Below are 21,296 nucleotides of genomic sequence, written 5' to 3' on the forward strand. Positions count from 1 at the left end.
CGCTGCGCAATGCGGCGAGGTGCGATACCGGCCTCCATCCATGGGGAGGGCCCATTCGGCCACCGCGCCAGGTCTCGTTCCGGCGGCCGCGAGATCTGTAGACAGCGTAAGGCCTCTGAGCTCCACTGGCCTTATGGCGCGCGATAGGAATTTTCTGCGTCCGAACCTCGCCACGCAGTTCGTCCGGGTGGCGCCGCTCGTCCCCGTGCTCGCTTTGGTCGCCTCGCTCGCCGCAACCGGCTGCGCGGGGAGCTCGGAGGTCCCGACGGGGCCGACCGGGACCGGCAGCGCGGGCGGCAGCGGAGGCCTCGGCGGCGCGGGCGGCAGCGGCGGAGACGGCGGCAGCGGCGGCACGGGCGGGACCTGGAGCGGGAAGCTCGAGCTCTGCGTGCTCAACGACGGAGGGCCGACCGGCGCCTGCGCGAGCCCCGAGGTCCTCGACTTCGAGTCGGTGCCGGCCGGCCGGCAGCGGACACGCATGTTCCGCGTCGAGAACCAGACCGGGAAGGACGTCGTCTTCACCGAGGCCGGCATCCCCAGCGCCGACTTCGCCGTCGAGCCGGTGCGCTACGAGCCCGATCCGGCGAGCCCGGGCGCGTGGATCCGCGCCGCCGAGACGCTGCCCGCCGAGAGCGCGCCGGGCGGCGCGCTCTATTTCGAGGTGACGTTCACCTCGAGGGGCGTCGCCGGGCCGCTGCCCGCCGATCGGGTGACCGTGGAGGCGGAGATCGGCAGCGCGGCCGCGCCCGACGTGGTGGTGCCCGTCATCGGGCGGTCGGGCAGCTGTCCGGTCGGGACCGCGGCGTGCGACGACGAGCCGGACAACGGCTGCGAGACCGACCTCCTGACCAGCGCGGGCCACTGCGGCGCGTGCGACCAGCTGTGCGTCTCCCCGAACGGGACCACCGGCTGCATCGAGGGGGTCTGCACGGTCTCGTCGTGCACCAGCAACTTCGCCGACTGCGACGGCAACCCCACGAACGGCTGCGAGACCAACCTGCTGACCGACGTGGGGTCGTGCGGGGCGTGCGGGACGAGCTGCCTCAAGGAGCACACCACGGCGTTCTGCAACGGCGGCAACTGCAACATCATGGGGTGCGCGGAGGACCACGCCGACTGCGATCTCGACCCGCTGACCGGCTGCGAGACCGACCTCCTGACCAGCGCGCCCCACTGCGGCGGCTGCAACGTCGCCTGCGACTTCGCCCACGCGAGCGAGGCGTGCGTGGCCGGCGCGTGCGAGTTCGGGGCGTGCGACGACGGCTACGCCGACTGCGACGGAGACCTGACGAACGGCTGCGAGGCGAACCTCGGGGCGAGCCTCGCGAACTGCGGCGCCTGCGGCGCCTCGTGCAGCTACCCGGGCGCGGCCGAGGCCTGCCTCTCGGGCGTCTGCGTGATGGGCGCCTGCGACAGAGGCTTCGCCAACTGCGACAACGACCCGGCGAACGGCTGCGAGGTCAACACCGGCACGAGCCTCGCGAACTGCGGCGGCTGCAACATCGCCTGCTCGCTCCCGCACGCCGCCGAGTCGTGCCTCGCCGGCAGCTGCGTGCTCGGCGCCTGCGAGGCGGGGTATGCCAACTGCGACGACAACCCGGCGAACGGCTGCGAGGTCAACACGAGCACCAGCAGCGCGCACTGCGGCGCCTGCGGCGCGACGTGCAACCTCCCGAACGCCACCGAGTCGTGCGTCGACGGCAGCTGCGTGCTCGGCGCCTGCGCCGCGGGGTACGCCGACTGCGACGGCGAAGCGGCGAACGGCTGCGAGGTCAACCTCAACAGCAGCGCCGCGCACTGCGGCGCCTGCGGCGTGGCGTGCGAGCTCGCGAACGCCGCCGAGTCGTGCCTCGGCGGGACGTGCGTCCTCGGCGCGTGCGCACCGGGGTTCGCCAACTGCAACGCGAGCGCCCTGGACGGCTGCGAGGTCCACACGGCGAGCGATCTCGCGAACTGCGGCGGCTGCAACCTGGCGTGCGACCTCGCGCACGCCGCCGAGTCGTGCCTCGCCGGCAGCTGCGTGCTCGGCGCCTGCGAGGCCGGCTTCGCCAACTGCGACGGCCAGGCGGCGAACGGCTGCGAGGCCGACACGCGCACGAGCGCCGCGCACTGCGGCGCCTGCGGCGCGGCGTGCGAGCTCGCGAACGCCGCCGAGGCGTGCGTCGCGGGGACCTGCGACCTCATCGCCTGCAACGCGGGGTACGCGAGCTGCAACGGCATCGACGCCGACGGGTGCGAGATCAGCACCGCGACGGATCCGGCGAACTGCGGCGCCTGCGGGATGAACTGCGCCGCGGCGATCCCGAACGCGGCGGTCGGGTGCGGCGCGGGGGCGTGCACCTTCGAGGGCTGCCTGCCGGGCTACTACAACGTCGACGGGTCGCTCGCGAACGGCTGCGAGTACGCGTGCACGTTCCTGAGCGACGTGGACCTGCCGGACGACGCGTTCGTCGACGCGAACTGCGACGGCATCGACGGCGACGCGAGCCAGGCGATCTTCGTCGCCACGGACGGGAGCGACGCCAGCACCACCCCGGGCACGATGGCGCAGCCGAAGCTCACGGTCATGGGGGGCATCAACGAGGCGGTGCTGCGGGGGAAGACGCAGGTCTACATCTCGCAGGGGACGTACAACGGCCGGGTCACCCTCACGAGCGGCGTGTCGCTCTACGGCGGCTACAACCGGGCGCTCGGCTGGGCGCGCTCGGCCACGTCGATCGCCACCCTGCGCTCGGGGAGCACGGAGGGCGGCTACGCCGCGGCGGTCGAGGGGACGAACATCAACGCGCCCACGACGATCGATCGGCTGACGATCATGACCTTGGACCTGGGGCTGTCGTCGGCGGGGACCTCGAACTACGCCATGCGGTGCGTCAACTGCACGGCGGTGACGCTGAAGAACAGCAGGCTGGAGGCCGGCAACGGGGCGCCGGGCGCGGCGGGCGGCAGCGGGGTGGTCGGCGAGGCGGGCGGCAACGGGTCGACCGGCGGGGCGGGCAGCTGCGACAACCCGGGCACGCGCACCGGCGGCGCGGGGGGGACGTCGGCCTGCGGGCGCGCCGGCGGCAATGGGGGCAACGGGGGCCCCGAGGGGGCAAACCCGGGCAGCGGCGGTCAGAACGGCGTGGGCGGGTCGCTCGGCGGGAATGGGGGCGGGGCGGGAAGCGACTCGGCCGGGCAGCCGGGCGCGAACGGCCAGAACGGCCAGAACGGCGGGGCCGGGCTGAACGGCACCGGCGGCAACGGCGGGGCGGTCACCGGCAACCTCTGGCGGGCGAGGGCGGGCAACACCGGCGGAACGGGTGTGCACGGCAACGGGGCCGGCGGCGGGGGCGGCGGCGGCGGGCAGGGCGGCATCATCGCGAACGACGGCGCCGGCAACGGCGGCGGCGGCGGCGGGGCCGGGGGCTGCGGCGGCCTCGGAGGCCTCGGGGGCAACGGGGGCGGCGGCTCGTTCGGGCTGTTCCTCGTGAACTCGAACGGATTCCAGCTCATCGCCAACCAGATCTCCAGCGGCAACGGCGGCAACGGCGGCGCGGGAGGCGTCGGCGGCGCCGGCGGCGCCGGCGGCAACGGCGGCAACGGCGGGACGGTGTGCACCAGCGAGGTCGGCGCCGGCGGCCGCGGCGGCAACGGCGGCAACGGCGGCCAGGGTGGGTACGGCGGCGGCGGCGCGGGCGGCGTCTCGTACGGCCTTTACCGCGTCGGCAGCAGCTCGGTGACGTTCGGGGGCAACGTCCTCGCGCACGGCTCGGGGGGCGCCGGCGGCACCTCGGTGGGGTTCCCGGGCACCGCGGGGGTCTCGGGCAACTCGATCTGAGAGGCCAGGACGGCGGCCCTGCCGTCTCTCGGCGCCACCGTCTCCTGCTCTCCGCACGAGATCCGCGGCGCTTCCGCCGGCTGGACCCGCGCCGTCGCCGTCATCGAAGCGCACGACAAGCGAGAGCTCAGATGAAATTCTGCACGTTCAGCCATCCGGCGCGCGGGACCATGCGCCCGGGCGTCCTCACCAGCGATGGGGCGGTGATCGTCGATCTGGGCGATGCCTTCCCGGAGATGCTGTCGATCCTCAAGGGGGGCGAGGCGGCAATGGCGCGGGTGCGCGACCTGCATGCCAAGGCCGAGATCCGCGTGCCTTTGTCGGAGGCCGCGCTGCATGCACCGGTGCCGGTGCCGGAGCAGATCCGCGACAGCATGCTGTTCGAGAAGCATGTGCAGCAGGCGATGGAGCAGATCGCCAGGATGCGCCACCCCGTGCTCGGTCCATGGCTGGTCAAGCTGGGGATGGTCAAGGTCGCGCCGGCCTGGTATCGGATGCCGATCTATTACAAATCCAATCGCTTCTCGGTGATCGGTCCTGACGGCGACGTGATCTGGCCGCGCTACAGCCAGGTGATGGATTTCGAGCTGGAGCTCGGCTTCTTCCTCGGCAAGAAGGGCAAGGACATCCAGCCGTCGGAGGCGCGCGACCACATCTTCGGCTTCACCGTCTTCAACGATTTCTCTGCCCGCGATGCGCAGAGCATCGAGATGCGGAGCATGCTCGGCCCTTGCAAAGGCAAGGATTTCGACACCGGCAACAGCATGGGGCCGTTCCTTGTCACGACCGATGAGATCGGCGATCCTTATAACTTGCGGATGCAGGCACGGGTGAACGGCGAGACCTGGTGTGACAGCAACTCCAGCACGATCCACCACAAATTCGAGGATCTCCTGGCGCGCGTCTCGGCGGACGAGACCGTCCATCCTGGCGAGTTCTTCGGCTCCGGCACGGTCGGCGACGGCTGCGGCCTGGAGCACGGGCGCTATCTCAAGGATGGCGACGTGGTCGAGCTGGAGGTCGAGAAGATCGGCGTCCTGCGCAACCGCGTGGTGCGGCAGAAATGATCAGCCGGCGAGGGAGGGCTCGGGCAGGCCGGGGATATCGACCTCGGCCATGAAGATGCCGGCCGCCAGCGGCCAAGGGAAACAAAAAACTGCCTGTCGGAGGTCACCAACAAACCGCCGCTTGCAGTCGCGAATGCGACAGAAAGCGCAGATGAGCATGATCGAGCTAAGGTATCAATTCAAGGGCGACGCACCTCGGGATATCACCGTGCGGCTGTTCGATGTCAGGCAGGTGCGCGACGCCGAGGATCCCGCGCCTTGGGGCATCAACGTCACGATCGTGTGGGGAGCGGAGATCGCGTTCGATCGCCCGCTCGCCGGTGCGGATCCGCTCCACGCTGTGGAGCTGGCTTGTCAGTTTGCATCCAAGTACATCCGCGGCCGAGCGGAAGACGAGGGTGGCACGCTCGAGCCACCGATCTCGCCCTGAAGGCGACGAGCGCCTCCCCGAACGCGCGATCTTCCAACCTGAGCCTCGCCCGCGGAGGCCTCGCAGAAGCACCCGAGCTGTTCGAGACCAGGAGCCGCCGCGCCGCCGTCGTGCTCCACCGCCTGCCGTCGATCCGCGTCGGGTACACTGCCGCCGCACCCGCGCCTCCACCTCCTTCTTCACGGAAAGCTCGCCCCCATGAAGCACGCCTTCCTCACGGCGCTCTCGCTTGCCCTCACCGCGTGCGCCGGACCGCTGGCGAAAGGGCCGTCGCCCGATCTCCGCCTGCGGCACGTCGTCCTGTACCAGAACGGCCTCGGCTACTTCGAGCGCACCGGCGTCATGTCGGGCGAGCGGCTCTCACTCCGCTTCCGGGAGCGCGAGGTCGACGACGTGCTGAAGAGCATGGTGGTCGTCGAGCAGGACCTCGGGCCGAACGACACCCCCTCCACCGTGAGCGCGCTCCTGCCGCGCTCCGGGCAGGCGAGCGGGCCCGAGGATCCCGCCGAGGTCGAGCTCGTCTTCTCGCCGGCCGCGAAGAGGCCCGTGTCGATCGCGTATGCGGTGCCGACCGCCGCCTGGAAGGCGACCTACCGGGTGATCCTGCCGGCCAAGGGGCAGAAGGAGAAGCGGGCGCTCCTCCAGGCCTGGGCGCTCATCAGCAACATCGGCGACGAGGACTGGAGCGAGGTGAACGTGACCCTCGCGACCGGCGCGCCGCTCTCCTACGCCTCGAACCTGCGCACGCCGGCGATGCTCGACAGACCGGAGCTGAAGGGCGTCTACGACGGCGAGGGCGGCGCGCTCGCCCCCGTGCTCGCGGAGAGCTCGCCCGGGCCCGACGCCGACCGCGACGGCGTGTTCGACCACGAGGACGCCTGCCCGCGCGAGCCCGGCTCGGCGAGCCCGCTGCCCGGCCATCACGGCTGCCCGAAGTCGGTCCGCGCCGTCGGCAGCAGCGAGATCCAGATCCTGACCGCCGTGCCCTTCGACAGGGGCTCGGACGTCATCCCGCCGCGCGCGAGGCCGCTCATCGGGGAGATCGCGCGCACGATCAAGGGCGTCCCGCACATCCGCGCGTTCGAGGTCGAGGGGCACGCGTCGGCCGACGAGGCCGGCGCGGCGGATCTCGCGGCCCGGCGCGCCGCGGCCGTGCGCGCGGCGCTCCTCCAGCTCGGGGTCACGGCCGAGCTCGTGACGCGCTCGCACGGCGCCGAGATGCCCCTCGCCGCCAACGACACCGAGGAAAACCGGCAGCGCAACCGCCGCGTCTCGCTGCGCGCTGCGGACGTCGGACAGGCGCACGTCCCCAGCCCGGGGCGCGAGGCGCCGGCCGTCACGCCCGAGGCGATGGCGAAGCTGCCGGAGGGCGCGGCGAGCGTGGACGCCGTGGCCGGGGCCTTCCGGTACGCGATCGCGAACCCGGTGACGCTCCCGAAGAAGTCGTCGGCGCTGATCACGCTCATCAACCGCCCGGTCGCGGGCGAGGACGTCCTCCTGTTCCGCCCCGATCCCGCGGCGCCCGCGAGCGCGACCCACCCCTTCCGCGCAGCGCAGATCGAGAACCGGAGCGCGCTCGGCCTCCAGCCGGGATCCGTGTCGATCTTCTCCGGCGGGACGTTCGTGGGCGAGGGCGTGCTCACGCGCCTTCTGCCCGGGCAGAGCGCGACGATCCCGTACGCCATCGACAGCTCGACCGAGGTGCGCGCGACGAGCATGACCACGGAGGTGCCGGTGCGGGTCGTGTCGCTGTCCCGCGGCGCGCTGCGCGTGGAGGATCGGTACCGGCGCGTGACGGTCTACGACGTGAGGCCCGGCCGGGACGTGCCGGAGACCTTGCTCATCCGCCACGCGAGGGCGTCCGGGTTCGAGCCGCTGGGCCTCCCCGGGTGCACGGACGCGACGCCGCACGCCTGCCTCGTCGAGAAGAAGCTCGCGCCCGGCGCGCCCCAGAAGGTCGTGGTCGAGGAGACGCGGCTGTCCCAGCGCGAGATCCCGCTCGTCCAGGCCGACAGCGAGCGGCTCTCGCTGTACCTGAAGGGCTCGAGCCTCCCGGCCGAGCTCCGCGCGAGGCTGGACCGCGCGCTCGCGCTCCGGCGCGCGCTCGACGCGGCGAACGACGAGCTCGACCCCCTGCGGCGGAAGCGCGCCGAGCTGATCGACCGCGCCGCCGAGCTGCGCGAGAGCCTGAGGACCATCGAGCGCACGCCCCAGGCCGGCAAGCTCCGCCAAACCTTGCTCGACCGGCTCGCCGAGGTGGCCCGACAGTCGGAGGAGATCGGCGCGAAGATCACCCAGCGCGTCGAGGACGCGGCCATGGCGCGCGCCGAGCTCGACGACACGCTCCGCGATCTGGTCATCGAAGGTCGGTGAGCGCCGGAGGACGATTTGGGGAGACCGCGCGGCCGACGGGGAGCCCGAGCGCGCTGTCGAGACCGACGACGGAGACGTCGCGTGTGAAGCGGTCGTCGTCCTCCATCACGTACGGCATCACGTACGGCGCCGCGCGGGCGCCGCCGACCTCGGCCTGCGCGATCTTCCGGAACGGCTCGTTCAGCCGTTACTCACTCACGCTGTTGATCGTGTTCCGCACAGTCGAGACCAGGTTGTGGTCCGATTCGCAAATGTGGTACTCTCCGCCCACCAAGCAGAAACGCCCGCCCTCGACGATGCCGGTGAGAACGTACGAGTCACCGTTCACCTTGTAGCATGGGCCGCCAGAGTCTCCCGGCGCCGTGATCTGTCCGAGCGAGTTCGGGACGATCGTGTAAAATTCTGAGTTCGCCCGAGCGATCGAGAGCGACGCGTACCGCCAGAGCCCACCGCCGTCGGTGTCCGGACCGCCGTCGACGTAATACGTGTCGCCGCGCCCGTAGCAGCGCACGGCCGTACCCGGCAGCGTCGATGCCGACGCCGAGGAAAGGAGGTTCGTGTTGGAGTACGGCGTGGTCCCGTCGCGAACGACGAAGTTCGCAGGAACGCGGAGCATACCGATGTTGTTTCCGGCGTTCACCTTCTGCACGGCGGTCTGCGTCACGTCCGCGAGCGTCACCTGTACCGAGCCTCCCGTGCAGTGCTGCGCCGTCAAAACCCAGTTGTTCCGATACAACACACCCGAGCACGAGCCGCCGGAGTGCTGCACGCGCACGAGCCCGCGTAGGATCTGCGTCCCTTCTCGCGCCCGGGCCGACGCCGAGGCAATGATCGCCGATTCGTCGCTCTCGACGTCCTCGATCTCGGGCTCGAGCGCTTCACTGCCACAGCCGAGCGCGAGGCTCGCGCTCGCAATCAAAACGCACCACGAACGATTTCGCTCACGCATGGGTCCCTCACGGAGCAGAGTAGAGCGCGCTCGCGTTCGTGTCTACGGAGCGGAGCGACTGCAGTTCCGGCCCAAGTAAGTACGCGCAACTACGCGCGATCGCGCACCCGGAAGACTCAGGGGCTAGGAAATCCAAACGCGATCCGAAAGTCAATCTCCTCGTTACGGTGGGACCGCTGATGCCGCGGGCCCGTCACCGCGGGCGACGCGGCGGTGGAGGCGCCCCGCTCGGCCACACCGGAGCCGCCCTCGGCAGCGCAACAGGCGGGGTCGAGGGCGTACGCGGCGAACCTCGATCGAAGCGGTCCTCCAATATTCCACAGCCTACGGCACGAACGCCGAACGGTCCGACAGCGCGAGCGTGAACGCAGCCTTGGACCTCACCGGGGTGAAGTCCTGCGTGAAGTCGAGCGTGCGCCGAATCTGCGCGAGCGACCCGGACAAAGGACCGCTCAGCAGCGGCGGACGACCCTGAAGCGGCGAGCACGATTCGGCTACGCAGGATCGATGCTGATCTGGCCTCGTTCCGTGCGTCAGGCGCGCATCCACGCGGCCGCCCGATAGGCGCGCGGCGCCATCCCCACCTCGCGACGAAAGGCGGTGCTGAACGCGCTCTCGGACTTGTACCCGAGGTCGAACGCGATCTGGCCGATGGAGCGCGCCGGATCACGGACCAACGCGTCCCGCGCCAGGCTCATGCGCCACGCGATCGCGTAGTCGTACGCCGGTCTCCCCACCAGCGCCTTGAAGCGCGCCGCGAACGCAGTGCGCGACATCCCGGCCGCGCGCGCGAGCTCGCCCACGACGATCGAGGACGCCGGGTCGCGGTGAATACACCGCAGCGCGACGCCGATGTGCGGATCGGACGCGATCGCCCCACTGCTCGATTCTCACTTGCAAGAACAATGGCGACGCCTGCTTGGCGTCGGCCACTCGAAAGGGAAATAACATGACGAATCAAACGAATAAGCGTCTTGTTGAAGAGTTCTTCGCAAAAGTTAGCAAGAATGACCTGGCCGGCGCATTCGCGATGATCCATGACGACGTTGCCTGGTGGAGCGCCGGGGGCGAACATCTTCCATTTTCCGGCGTCAAGAATAAGTCCGAATTTATTGAGGCGATGAACGCCGTCGGCGCAATTTTTCCAAGAGGACTGAACCTCGTTCCCACCGGCTTGGTCGCGGAAGACGACCGCGTCGCTGTGGAATTGGCTGGTCACGCGGTGACGGCGGATGGCCGCAACTACGACAACCTTTATCATTCCGTGATCACGTTCAAAGACGGGAAGATTGTCGCCGTAAAGGAGTATCACGACACGTTGTACGCAAAAATCGTTCTCGTCGACGGCCAACGGTGACGGCTAAGCAGGGAACCGGATCGCGCTGGAAAAGCGGGGCGGAAACCTCTAGTGAGCGAAGGGACGCTGGCCATGAGCCGCATCGTCCGCTCGCGCGCCATGGCGGGTGGTAGCCGGCGGCAGAGCTGAAGCGTTGTCGTGACGCTTGAGCCGAAGGCGTCGGCTCCCGCCGTGTACACCAGGCTCTGTGTGCATCAAGAGAGACATGGCGGAGCTGATGAAGAGCGGGCGACTGGATGAACGCGACGGGCTCAATCCCCGCAGGCTGTGGCGTGAAGGCGGCCCCTTCGACGCATAGACAAACGATTGATATAGTGTCTTTTTCCAGGATGGCCGACAAGCGTCGCGCCAGCGAAGCGGCGCGCAAGCGAAGCGGCCCGAAGAGGAGGGCCACGCGCGACAGGTCGAAGTGTTCGAGCCGGGCCATAACGTCGAGCTTGCTCGACAGGAGCGCGCCGCCTGCCCTCTCCGAGCCAGGAGCAGTCGCACGCCGGAGCCGCGGGACGCCGCGCATCGGCTCCGCCGACAGCATCAGGCGCCCGCCGCGCTCGGGAAGCGCCGCGCCGATGATAGGATGGCGCGCATGCCCCTGCCGCCCCCCGCGCCCGGAGCGCTCACCGCGCTCGCCGCAGCGACCGACGAGCCGCACCCCACGAAAGCGCTCCGCGCGCGCCGGCGCCCCGCGCGCCGCCACGGGTGAAGAACGCTCCCATGGACCGAGAGTGGCCGCTCGACGCGGAGGACTTCTTCGCCTACTACGCCTTCGCGCCCGCGGCGCTCGCCATCCGCGAGTGCGTGCGGCTGCGCGCCGTGCGCGAGCTCGACCTGCCGGAGCCGCTGCTCGACGTCGGCTGCGGCGACGGCCTGTTCGCCCGCCTCGCCTACCCGCACAAGCAGGCGTGGGGCATCGACATCAACCCGACCGAGGTGCAGCGCGCGCAGCGGACCGCGTCGTACCGGACGCTCATCTGCGGCAACATCGTCAGCGTCCACCTGCCCGAGGCGTTCTTCGGCAGCGCCATCGCCAACTGCAGCCTCGAGCACGTGCCCGATCTCCACGGGGCCCTCGTGAACATCCGGCGCGCGCTCAAGCCCGGCGCGCGGCTCGTGCTCATCGTGCCCACGCCCGACTGGACGTTCCACCTCGCGCTGCCCGAGGCGATGCGCGCCGTGGGCCTGGTCGGCCTCTCGCGGGCGTACGGCGACGCGCTCGACCGGGTCTTTTCGCACGTCCACCTCTACGACGAGGCGGGCTGGCGCGATCACCTCGCGCGCGCGGGCTTCGACCTCACGGAGACGCGCCCCATCGCGGGCAGGCCGACCTCGTGGGCGTTCGACGTCATGCTGTACCCGAGCCTGCTCGGCTACGTGATGCGCAAGCTCACCGGCCGGTGGATCGCGATGCCAGCGCTCCGCCCGCTCACCGCCGACCTGGCGCGCGCCGTGGTCAACGCGGTCGGGCGCCTCGCCCCGGGCGGCGACGCGGCCGCCGAGTACCTGCTCGTGGCGCGGGCGCGGCCCGATGGCTGACCCGGCGGCGCCGCCCGGCGACTACTTCTCGAACCACCGGCGCCGCGAGCGGTTCCCGTGGTCGCTCTACCACGGCGCGCTCACCCGCCCCCTCGCGCGCGCCATCGCCGCGCGCGGCCCGCGGCCGCGCGTGCTCCTCGTCGGCTGCGGCCTCGAAGGCGAGATCCCCGGCGCTCCGCCCGCGACCGAGCTCTACGGCTGCGATCTCGACGCGCGCGCCATCGAGGCGTGCCGGCGCCTCTACCCGGCGCGCGCGGCGCGCTTCGCCGTCTGCCCGGGGCCCTACGAGCTGCCGACGGGCGGCGGCTTCGACGGCCCGTTCGACGTCGTCCTCGCGAAGGAGGTCGTCGAGCACACCCTCGATCCGTCGCGCTGGGCGCGCGGGCTCTCGGCGCGCCTCGCGCCGGGCGGCACCCTGCTGCTCACGACCCCGAACTACGGCCGGCTGTCCACGCTGCCGCTCCTCGAGGCCACGGTGCTCGAGTGGATCGCGCGCCGCGACGGCTTCTCGCGCAAGCACATCCACCCGAGCAAGTTCGACGCGCGCCGCCTCGCGGCGCTCGACGTCGGGGAGCGGATGCGGCTCGTGTCGGTGCGGCGGACGCTCACGGGCTGGTCGCTCCTCGGGACCTGGCGGCGCGCCCCGGGCTGACGCGGGCGCCGGCGAGCTCTATCCATGCTCCTCCTCCTGATCGCGCTCGGCGTCCTGGTCCTCCGGCTGGCCGAGCTCCGCGCCGACGCGGCCTCGGCATCCGCCACGCCCGCCTCGCCCGCGCCCGCGCCCGCGCCCGCCGCGCCCGCGCCCGCCTCGCCCGCGCCGCGCCTCGCCTGGCTCGCCGCCGCCGCGGCGGTGGCGGCCGCGCTCCTGCCCGCGCTGCGCGACGCGCGCGCGCTCGCCGGGCCCGGCGCCGCGCTGTGGAAGGACGCGAGCTCGCACCTCGCCATCGCCTACGACATCGCGACGAGCGGCCTGCCGCACGGGTGGATCGACACGAACAACGGCGGCTTCCCGGTCGCGCTGCACTACCCGCCGGTCGGCTGGCTGCTCACGGCGGCGCTGATCCGCCTCGGCGTCGCGCCGGTGGTCGCGGCGAAGGGGCTCGGCCTCGCCGCCTTCGTCGGCGCCCCGCTGGTCGCCCTCGCCGCGGCCCGCGCGGCCGGCGCGCGCCCCGCGTCGGCCGCCGCCGGCGCGGTGGCGCTCGCGTGGGTCGCGCCGTACGTGCAGTTCGCCGGCGGGTGGCCGTCGTTCTTCCTCCTCGGGCTGCTCTCGCAGATCCTGGTCATCCCCCTCGTCGTCGCCTGGGCCGCCGCGGTGATCCGCCCCGCCCGCTTCGAGCTCGGGCCGGCGCTCGCCGCGGCCTGCGCGGCGACGCACCCGCAGGTCTTCACGGTGAGCGCCGCCGTCCTCGCCGCCGCCGCGATCGCCGCCTGGGATCGGCCGCTGTGCGCGCGGGTGCTCCGCTCGCTCGCGGGCGGCGGCCTTGTCGCGGCCGCGCTCTACGGCCCCGGCATCGCGTCGATGGCCGTGCCCTTCGGCTGGCCCGCCGGCCTCGGGTGGCGGCTCATCGGCTTCGGGCCCGAGCGCGTGCTGCCGTGGACGCTCGAGGGCGACCTGCTCGACTACGACCACGCCCCGGTGATCGGCTCGGCGTGGATCGCCGCCTGCCTCCTGCACGCGACGCGCCTCCGCGCCCCGGCGTCGCGGGCCCTCCTCGCGGCGTCGGCCGCCGCGCTGCTCCTCTCGATGAGCGGCGGCTGGATCGCCTCCGCCGGCCCGCTCGGCCGCGCGCTGCTCTCCGTGTTCCAGCCGATGCGCGCCCTCGCCCTCCTGCCGCTCGTCGCGGCCGCGACCATCGTCGCCGCGCTCGACCTCGCGACCACGGCGCTCGCGCGCATCGGCGCCGCGCTCGCCGCGCGCCCCGCGCTCGCCGCGCGCCCCGCGCTCGCCGCGCGCCCCGCGCTCGCCGCGCTCCTCCCGGCCGCGCTCGCCGCGCTCCTGCCCGCCGCGCTCGCGGTCGTCGCGGCGCTCGAGGTCCCCGCCCGCGCGGCCGAGCTCCACGTCCTCGCGGAGAACCAGGCCTCGCTCATCGCGTCGCGCGGCTGCCGGCCGCACGTCGAGGGCTTCGATCCCGATCTCATCGCCCGCTGGCTCGCCGAGGCGCCTCATGGCCGCGCGAGCTACGGCGCCGAGGACACGTTCGCGGCCTGCTCCATGGTGCACGCCGCCGATCTCCGCAGCGCGGTCCCGATGGCGTTCTCGACCGGCGCGGGCGCGCACGTCGGCGTCCACATGGCCGCCTTTCTCAAGCTGGCGCCCGAGCGCCCCGGGAGCGCCGCGCGCGCGGAGGCGCTCGGCGTCCGCACGCTCATCCACCTGACCGCGCAGCGGCCGGGTCCGCCCGAGGCGTGGGCGCTCGTGGACAGGCGCGGGCAGGTCGAGCTGTCGCGGCGGGTGGGCGGCACGGACACCGTCGGGCTCGGGTGCGTGCGCGAGGTGTGGCGCGGCCGCGAGGCCGACCTGCTCACGGCGCTCTTCGAGCACCTGGCGCAGCCGCGCACCGTGCTCGACGCGCCCGGCGAGCTCGTGGCGCTGGAGGCGACCCGCGGCCCGCTCGAGCGCCTGGCCGCGGCCGACGACGGCTGCGACGCGTCCCGCGCCAGCGTGCGCGAGGCGCCGCGCGAGCCGGGCGCGTACGAGGCGATCGTCGACGCCGAGGCGCCGGTCGACGTCGTCTTCCGCGCCACGGCGTACCGCGGCTGGCGCGTGCGCGACGGCGGCGCCGAGCTGGTCCCGCGGCGCGTCGCCCCGGGCTTCTTCGCGGTGCGCGTCGGCCCTGGCCGGCACCACCTGGAGGCGGTGGCGGCGCTGCCGCGGCTTTACGTGCCCATGCTCGCGCTCGCGTGCGCCGCCGCCCTCGCGCTCGGGGCCCCGCGCCTCCGGCGGCCGCTTTCGCCGCGACCGGCGCCCCTCCCGCCGCGGCGAGGGTGCTAGGATGGCGGCTCGACTCATGACCTCTCGAGCGACGCAGGCATGGCCAGAGCGGAGCTCTCATGAGCCGCGACGACGAACATCTCCGTCTCTGATGACAAGCGAGCCCATCGGATCACGGCGACGCCGTGTCGCAGGTGACGCCGAATGGGCCCAGGAGCGCTCATGAGGAACAGGTCTCGATCTGCCGGGGACAGCCGCGTTCCCCCCCGCCGTCGTCGCGCGTTCGGCGCCGCGTGGGCGGCGTCGCACGCCCTCTTCGCGATGCAGGTCGCCTGCGGCGCGTCCATGCCGCCGGCCGCCGACACGGTGCTGCGGAACGGCTTCGTGTACACCGTCGACGGCGCGGACTCGGTGCACCAGGCGGTCGCGGTGCGCGACGGCAAGATCGTTTATGTCGGCGCTGACAGCGGCGCGCAGGGGTATGTGGGTCCTCGGACCGAGGTCGTCGATCTGAAGGGCCGCATGCTGATGCCGGGCCTCGTCGACGGCCATTTGCACGTGATGTCCGGCGGGGCGCAGCGCCTGATGTGCAGCCTTGAGTACAAGACGCACACCATCGCGCAGCTCCAGCAGAAGATCCAGGCTTGCCTCGACAGCGAGCCGGCCAAGGGTCCCGACCAGTGGCTCGAGGTGACGAGCTGGGATCGGCAGGGCACGGTCTCGGTGGACGCCGACCCGACGCGGGCCGCGCTCGACGCGCTCAGGACGCAGCGGCCGATCCTCGTGCACTCCACCGACCACCACAGCGCGCTGACCAACTCGCGCGGCATGGCGCTGGCGGGCATCACCGCCAAGACGCCCGATCCGGTCGGCGGCAAGATCGGCCGCGACGCAGGCGGCCAGCCGACGGGCATCTTCGAGGATGCCGGCATCGCGCTTGTATCGGCGGCCATGCCGCCGCCGACGCCGGAGGACGACGTGCGCAGCGCCAAGGCGGCGCTCGACGCGATCCGCCGCCAGGGCGTGACCACCTTCATGGATGCGTGGTCGGACGAGCGCGCGCTGAGGGCGTTCACGGCCGTGCAGCGCAGCGGCGAGCTGACGGCGAGGGCGCTCTTCGCCATCATGATCGATCCTGACGAGGTGGCGAAGGGTCCGGAAAAGGCGATCGCCGCGGCCAAGGCACTGGCATCCTCCTACGATCGACCCGCCGCGGCGCCGGCCCCTGGCGTCGGCGCTCGCCACATCAAGGTCATGCTGGATGGCGTCCTCCAGGCGCCGGCCCAGACGGCGGCGATGCTCGCGCCGTACCACGTCAACGTGGGCACGGACGGCGCGCCGCAATGGGTCCCGGGCAAGCACAGCGGCGACGTGTACTACCCGCCGGACACGCTGAAAGCGCTGCTCCTCGCGGCGGTCGAGGCCGGGCTCGATCCGCACGTCCACGCGATCGGCGATCGCGCCGTGCGGCAGACGCTCGACGCTTACGAGGCCGTGCGCGCCCGGCTGCCGGGCAACGACGTTCGCGCGGCGATCGCGCACTGCGAGACCGTCGACCCGGCGGATTTCGGTCGCTTCAAGGCGCTCGGCGTGATCCCGGTGATGTCGTTCCAGTGGGCGCAGGAGGCCCCCTATTCCGTCGACGCGATGAAGCATCAGCTCGGGCCGGAGCGCTATGCCCGCCTGGAGCCCGAGGGCAGCTTGCACAACGCCGGCGCGAGGATCGCTTATGGCAGCGACTGGCCGATCGATCCGTTCGCCGAGTTCCTGGCCCTCAAGATCGGCGTCACCCGCAGGGGGGACCCCACGCATCCGGCCAGCTTCGGTCCGTCCTATGCTGGCCGGCTCAACGACGACCCGCTCCTGCCGCGCAACGTCGCGCTGCGCGCGATCACGATGAACTCGGCCTACCAGCTGCGGCTGGAGAAGGTCGTGGGCTCGATCGAGCCGGGCAAATTCGCGGACATGATCGTGCTGGACCAGAACTTTCTCCAGATCCCCGAGGATGATCTCGGCAAGATTCAGGTGCTCATGACCATGGTCGGGGGGAAGATCGTCTATACGGCCGATACCTTGCGGCCGAAGGGGTAGAGGGCCGCGTCGCCCGGGGCCTCCCCAATCGCCAACCCCTCGCAGCCGGAGGATTTCAGCGTGTCGATCAAGGACCACCTCTCCATCTCCTCCGAGGTCAGGAAGGCGCTCGCGGCCAGCCGGCCGGTGGTGGCGCTGGAGTCGACCATCATCACCCACGGCATGCCTTACCCGCAGAACCTCGGGATGGCGCAGCGCGTGGAGGCGGTGGTCCGCCGGAGCGGGGCCGTGCCGGCCACGATCGCCATCATGGACGGCAAGCTCAGGGTGGGCGCGAAGGCGGACGATCTCGAGCGGCTGGCCAAAGCGGGGGGCAAGGCGGCCAAGGCCTCGCGGCGCGACGTGGCGGCACTCCTGGTGTCGGGCGACGTCGCCGGGACGACGGTGGCGACCACGATGATGGCGGCGGCCTGGGCCGGCATCCGGGTGTTCGCCACCGGCGGCATCGGCGGCGTGCATCGCGGGGCGGAGACGACGTTCGATATCTCCGCCGACCTCGAGGAGCTGCGTCGGACGCAGGTGGCGGTGGTCTGCGCGGGGGCCAAGTCGATCCTCGACATCCCCAAGACGCTGGAGACGCTCGAGACCAAGGGCGTGCCGGTCCTGGGCTACAAGACCGCGGATTTCCCGGCGTTCTGGGCGCGGCAGAGCGGGCAGAAGGTGGACCACAGGATCGAGAGCGCCAAGCAAGCGGCCAAGGTTATCGCGCTGCAGTTCGAGCTCGGCCTGGGCGGCGTCCTGGTGGCCAACCCGATCCCCGAGAGCCATGCCCTGGACGCGCGGGAGATCGAGGCGCGGATCGAGGAGGCGATCCGGGGCGCCGAGGCCGAGGGCGTGAGCCGCAAGGACCTGACGCCGTTCCTCTTGAAGCGCATCGTCGAGCTCACCGGCGGCAAGAGCCTCGTCGCCAACATCGCTCTTGTCGAGAACAACGCGGCGGTGGCGGCGGAGATCGCGGTGGCGTTGAGCCAGCTCGGGGCCAAGCGGAAGGCGAAGCCGAAGGCCAGGGCATGAGGGAGGCCGGCCGCGTGCTCGTGGTGGGCGACGTGATGACGGACGTCATCGTCCGCCCCGAGGGGCCGCTGGTGCGCGGCTCGGACCGTCGCGCCAAGATCCAGAGCCGGCCGGGCGGTTCGGGGGCGAACCAGGCGGTGTGGCTCGGCTCGATGGGAGCGAGGGTGTCGTTCGTCGCCCGGGTGGGGGCCAGCGACAAGCCGCATCTCGAAGCCTATTTCAAGGGCTTCCATGTCGATGCGATGCTGGCGGCCGATCCGCGGGAGCCCTCGGGCGTGCTGGTCGTCCTCGTCGACGCCGACGGGGAGCGGAGCTTCCTCACCGATCGAGGGGCGAACCTCGCGCTCGAGCCCTCGGACATGCCGTTATGGCTCCTCGACGAGACGCGGCTGGTGCTCGTCTCGGGGTATTCGCTCTTCGCCGAGGGGCCTCGGCGGGCGGTGCTGTGGCTCGCCGGAGAGGCGCGGCGCCGCGGCATCCCGGTCGCCATCGACGCCGCGTCGGTGGGGTTCCTGCGGGAGGTGGGGGTCGAGGCGTTCCTCGAGTGGACGAGGGGGATGTCGACGCTGCTCGCCAATGCCGACGAGGCGGAGGCGCTCTCGGGCACCGGCGACCTCGCCGGGCAGATGATCGCGCTGGGGGCCTGTTTCGAGCGGGTGATCATCAAGCGCGGCGCGCGGGGCGCGGCGCTGGGCGGACGGCACGGCGTGCGCCTCGACGCGCCGGCGCCGCTGGTGGCGGTGGTGGACACGACCGGGGCCGGCGACGCGTTCGCGGCCGGGTTCATCGCCGCGGAGCTCGAGGGCGCGGGCGAGGCGGCGTGCCTGCGGCGCGGGGTCGAGGCGGGATCGAAGGCGGTGACGCAGCTGGGCGGGCAGCCGGGGTAGACCGCATCGTGGGCCGCCGGCGCTCGGTCCCCTCACCTGCCCATCCGCATGCGCTCCTTCGACCCGCGCATCGACGCCGCCCGGCTGTTACCCGGCCGAGAACAGGACGTCTATTTGGATTCGACCCGTCCGAGCGGGTTGGCTGCGCCAGCCAGCGCGTTTTGCGCTTCCTGCCAAGCGGGGTCTCCGGGGTAGAGCTCGGTGCGGAGGTAGGCCCAGGTGAGTCGCTGGACGGCAGCCACTCGCTCGGGGTTCTCGTCCGTGGTCTCGGCGACGTCATATCCCGAGACGCCGCCCAGCCCGTGCCCTGCATCGAACAGGATGACCAGGGACTTGGGGCTCGGGGAGAGGAAGTAGGGATCGGCATGCCAGTCGGCGCCCGCGACCGTCAGGTGGGGAGAGGCGTCTTTATCGCCGGCGATCACGAGCGCGGGCGCCGTCATCGTGGAGAAGTCGATGGTCGAGAAGATAGGATACTTCTTGGCCGCGAGCTCGCTGAGGGCGTCGCCGCCTCTGCCGGGCGCGGCGAGCAGCACGCCCGCCTTGATCCGAGGCTCGGCGAGGTTCACCTCCGTCCCGTCGTGGGGATCTCTGAGCCGCGCGCCCAGCAGCACGCTCGCGGTGTGCCCGCCCATCGAGTGCCCGACGACGGCCACCTTGCTTCGGTCCAGACGCCCGGCGAGCGCAGCGACGGCGCCCTCGATCGCGTCGAGCTGGTCGAGGATGCGCTTCATGTCCTCGGCCCGCGATCGCCAGTACAGCGGCGCCTCGGGGTGATCGGAGTCCCTGAAGGGGAGCGTCTTCGAGTCGAGATGGGTCGGCTGGATCACGACGAAGCCGTGCGCCGCGAAGTAGTTGGCGAGCGGGGCGTAGCCGTTCAAGGAGGAGAGGTGGTTGGAGGGGCCGTGGCCGTGCGAGAGCAAGAGGATGGGCAGCTCGCTTCCGGTCACGGGCGCGGAGACGCGCACCTGGAGATCGACGGCGCGGCCGGGTGCTGGCAGCACGACTGGGCTGACCGAGAGGACGGGCGTGGGTGCGCGGGGGATGTCTGCTGCGGGAGTCGGTTTGCTCATGATGTCGATTTCCTTTCGTGATCTCGGCGCCGTGACAACGGCCCTGGCGCCATCGGTACACACCCCAGCCTCACCCCGACTGCTTCTCCATGTACTCCCGCACGCGCGCGAGCGCGTTCGGCTGCGTATAGACGTCCCCGCGGCCGCTCAGGGCTGCGTCGCACACCACGTGCGCGACCTCCTCCGCCGTCTGCGTCGCGCCGCCGAGGACGGCGAGGACCTCATCGGGGAGCTTCCCGCCGTCCGCCGTGCGCTGACCCAGCGCGTTCTGACCGAAGTCGGTCGCGATCCGGCCGGGGTAGACGACCACCACGCGGACATTGGGGTGCGAGCCCGAAAGCTCGATGCGGAACGCCTCCGAGAGCGACATCATCGCGGCTTTCGACGCCGCGTAGGCGGCGCGCGGGGGCAGCGGCGTGCGGCCGAGGAGCGACGACACGTTCACGATCGCGCCCGTACCGCGCGCCTTGAGGTGCGGCGTCACGACCTGCATGCCGTAGAGCGCCGACTTCGTGTTGTCGCGGATCATCGCGTCGATGTCGTCGTCGGTGATCTCGAGCAGGGGGCGGCCGATGCCTCGACCCACGTTGTTGATCCAGATGTCGACGCGACCGAACTTCGCGACGGCCTCGTCGAAGATGCGCTGCACGTCGCTCCGCTTCGTCACGTCGGCGACGACGGCGTGGGCCCGGTCCCCACAGCGCTTGGCCACCTCGTCGAGCGGGCCGGCGCGGCGCGCGGCCAGCACGACCGACGCGCCACGTCGCGCGAGCTCCTCGGCGGCAGCAGCGCCGACGCCCCCGCTCGCACCGGTGACGACAACGACGTGGTCTGAAAAATCTCGGTTGCTCATGCCGTACCTCCACCGCCTTCGTACCTCCCGCCGCCGCCCTCCGGTTGGAAGGACCGGACATTTTCCTCGGCGCCTCCCCGCCGGCTTGACCGGCCGCCGTGCACGCGCGAGACTACGAGGGTGCCGCGCGCGATGGACTCTGCAGCCTCGACGTTCTCGCTCTCCCGCTTCGTCGAGGAGGTTCGCGCCGTCGCACCGGTCGCTGGACGCGCGCTTGACGTCGAATGGCTGCCCAACGGAAGAACGACCCTCGTGTTTCGAGTGTTCGAGGAGGGCCGGAGAGGGGATGTGGCCGTCGCGGGCCCGCGGACGCGGGCGCTGTTCAAGAACGCAACCGGCGTCGCGCGGGCGGTGATGCTTCAGTTCAAGCCAGGCTGGTCCGGGCCGCTGCTGGGCGTGGCAGCGAACGCGCTGACGGACCGGATCGTCCCGCTGGAAGACATCTGGGGCCGTTCTGGCGGCGACCTCTACCTCGATCTCCTCGAGGCGCGAAGCGTGCCGGAGGTGCTCGACCGACTCTCTCACGCGATCGCCCTGCGTACCCACCAGGCGTCCGAGCCTGCGTCGGCACAACTCGCGCGCCGCGCGGTTCGTTTGCTCGAGGGAGGCGAGGTTCGGGTGGAGCGCGTGGCGGAGCGGCTCGGCGTCACGGCCCGGCATCTTCGCCGCGCCTTCACGGAGAGCGTCGGTATCGGACCGAAGGATTTCGCGCGGACCGTTCGCTTGCAGCGCGCCCTGCGGACGGCGGCGAGCTCGAAGGACTGGGCGCGCATCGCCGCGGACGCGGGCTATTACGACCAGGCGCACCTCATTGCCGACTTCCGGGAGCTCGTCGGGCTCACGCCGGGCGCCTTCCTGAAGCGCGCGGGCGCTCGGGGCGGCGAGGCCATGGCCGGGGGCGCCCCCTTGCGTTGACGCCC

General features: G+C 71.9%; 16 protein-coding genes. 12 read left to right on the forward strand and 4 right to left on the reverse strand.

What is annotated here, in order from left to right; genetic code table 11:
* The first annotated feature begins 133 nt into the window (after nt 1–133).
* From WME83_RS32370 to WME83_RS32385, 4 genes are all read left to right on the forward strand, one after another.
* Nucleotides 134–3,820 (forward strand): hypothetical protein, encoded by a 3,687-nt coding sequence (locus WME83_RS32370; protein WP_437313569.1) that lies wholly within the window; start codon nt 134–136, stop codon nt 3,818–3,820.
* Between the two features lie 131 nt (nt 3,821–3,951).
* Entirely contained in the window at nt 3,952–4,887 is a 936-nt protein-coding gene (locus WME83_RS32375) for a fumarylacetoacetate hydrolase family protein (RefSeq protein WP_437313570.1), read from the forward strand.
* A 151-nt stretch (nt 4,888–5,038) separates the two neighbouring features.
* Nucleotides 5,039–5,317, forward strand: coding sequence for a hypothetical protein (locus WME83_RS32380; protein ID WP_437313571.1), 279 nt, complete (start codon nt 5,039–5,041; stop codon nt 5,315–5,317).
* Nucleotides 5,318–5,515: 198 nt separating this feature from the next.
* The gene (locus WME83_RS32385; RefSeq protein ID WP_437313572.1) at nt 5,516–7,690 is read left to right on the forward strand and encodes an OmpA family protein; all 2,175 of its coding nucleotides are present in this window, start codon (nt 5,516–5,518) and stop codon (nt 7,688–7,690) included.
* A 187-nt stretch (nt 7,691–7,877) separates the two neighbouring features.
* Here WME83_RS32385 and WME83_RS32390 read toward each other — a convergent pair whose 3' ends face one another.
* Together WME83_RS32390 and WME83_RS32395 are read right to left on the reverse strand one after the other, a co-directional pair.
* Nucleotides 7,878–8,639: a trypsin-like serine protease gene (locus WME83_RS32390; RefSeq protein WP_437313573.1), complete on the reverse strand. Its 762-nt coding sequence runs from the start codon at nt 8,637–8,639 to the stop codon at nt 7,878–7,880.
* Between the two features lie 533 nt (nt 8,640–9,172).
* A complete protein-coding gene (locus WME83_RS32395) occupies nt 9,173–9,442 on the reverse strand; it encodes a helix-turn-helix transcriptional regulator (RefSeq protein ID WP_437313574.1) in 270 nt (89 codons plus the stop codon).
* Nucleotides 9,443–9,588: 146 nt separating this feature from the next.
* Between WME83_RS32395 and WME83_RS32400 the strand changes: the two genes are divergently transcribed.
* From WME83_RS32400 to WME83_RS32430, 7 genes are all read left to right on the forward strand, one after another.
* Entirely contained in the window at nt 9,589–9,996 is a 408-nt protein-coding gene (locus WME83_RS32400; protein ID WP_437313575.1) for a nuclear transport factor 2 family protein, read from the forward strand.
* Between the two features lie 711 nt (nt 9,997–10,707).
* Nucleotides 10,708–11,526, forward strand: a complete 819-nt coding sequence (locus WME83_RS32405) for a class I SAM-dependent methyltransferase (RefSeq protein WP_437313576.1) — start codon at nt 10,708–10,710, stop codon at nt 11,524–11,526.
* Nucleotides 11,519–12,178, forward strand: a complete 660-nt coding sequence (locus WME83_RS32410; RefSeq protein WP_437313577.1) for a class I SAM-dependent methyltransferase — start codon at nt 11,519–11,521, stop codon at nt 12,176–12,178. Before WME83_RS32405 ends, WME83_RS32410 begins: the two co-directional genes overlap by 8 nt.
* Before the next feature lie 24 nt (nt 12,179–12,202).
* Nucleotides 12,203–14,518: a hypothetical protein gene (locus WME83_RS32415; RefSeq protein ID WP_437313578.1), complete on the forward strand. Its 2,316-nt coding sequence runs from the start codon at nt 12,203–12,205 to the stop codon at nt 14,516–14,518.
* 162 nt (nt 14,519–14,680) lie between these two features.
* Nucleotides 14,681–16,549: an amidohydrolase gene (locus WME83_RS32420; protein ID WP_437313579.1), complete on the forward strand. Its 1,869-nt coding sequence runs from the start codon at nt 14,681–14,683 to the stop codon at nt 16,547–16,549.
* 60 nt (nt 16,550–16,609) lie between these two features.
* Nucleotides 16,610–17,563, forward strand: coding sequence for a pseudouridine-5'-phosphate glycosidase (locus WME83_RS32425; protein WP_437313580.1), 954 nt, complete (start codon nt 16,610–16,612; stop codon nt 17,561–17,563).
* Nucleotides 17,560–18,450, forward strand: coding sequence for a carbohydrate kinase family protein (locus WME83_RS32430; protein ID WP_437313581.1), 891 nt, complete (start codon nt 17,560–17,562; stop codon nt 18,448–18,450). Before WME83_RS32425 ends, WME83_RS32430 begins: the two co-directional genes overlap by 4 nt.
* Nucleotides 18,451–18,560: 110 nt before the next feature.
* Here the strand turns inward: WME83_RS32430 and WME83_RS32435 are convergent, their stop codons facing one another.
* Both WME83_RS32435 and WME83_RS32440 read right to left on the reverse strand, forming a co-directional pair.
* Complete coding sequence (locus tag WME83_RS32435; RefSeq protein ID WP_437313582.1) at nt 18,561–19,523, reverse strand: alpha/beta hydrolase family protein; 963 nt, start codon at nt 19,521–19,523, stop codon at nt 18,561–18,563.
* Nucleotides 19,524–19,593: 70 nt separating this feature from the next.
* Nucleotides 19,594–20,376, reverse strand: a complete 783-nt coding sequence (locus WME83_RS32440) for an SDR family NAD(P)-dependent oxidoreductase (RefSeq protein WP_437313583.1) — start codon at nt 20,374–20,376, stop codon at nt 19,594–19,596.
* A gap of 120 nt (nt 20,377–20,496) precedes the next feature.
* Here WME83_RS32440 and WME83_RS32445 point away from each other — a divergent pair, with 120 nt between their 5' ends.
* Nucleotides 20,497–21,291, forward strand: a complete 795-nt coding sequence (locus WME83_RS32445) for a helix-turn-helix domain-containing protein (RefSeq protein ID WP_437313584.1) — start codon at nt 20,497–20,499, stop codon at nt 21,289–21,291.
* Nucleotides 21,292–21,296: the final 5 nt, after the last annotated feature.

Source organism: Sorangium sp. So ce385 (assembly GCF_051474135.1).
Taxonomy (GTDB): Bacteria; Myxococcota_A; Polyangia; order Polyangiales; family Polyangiaceae; genus Sorangium; species Sorangium cellulosum_D.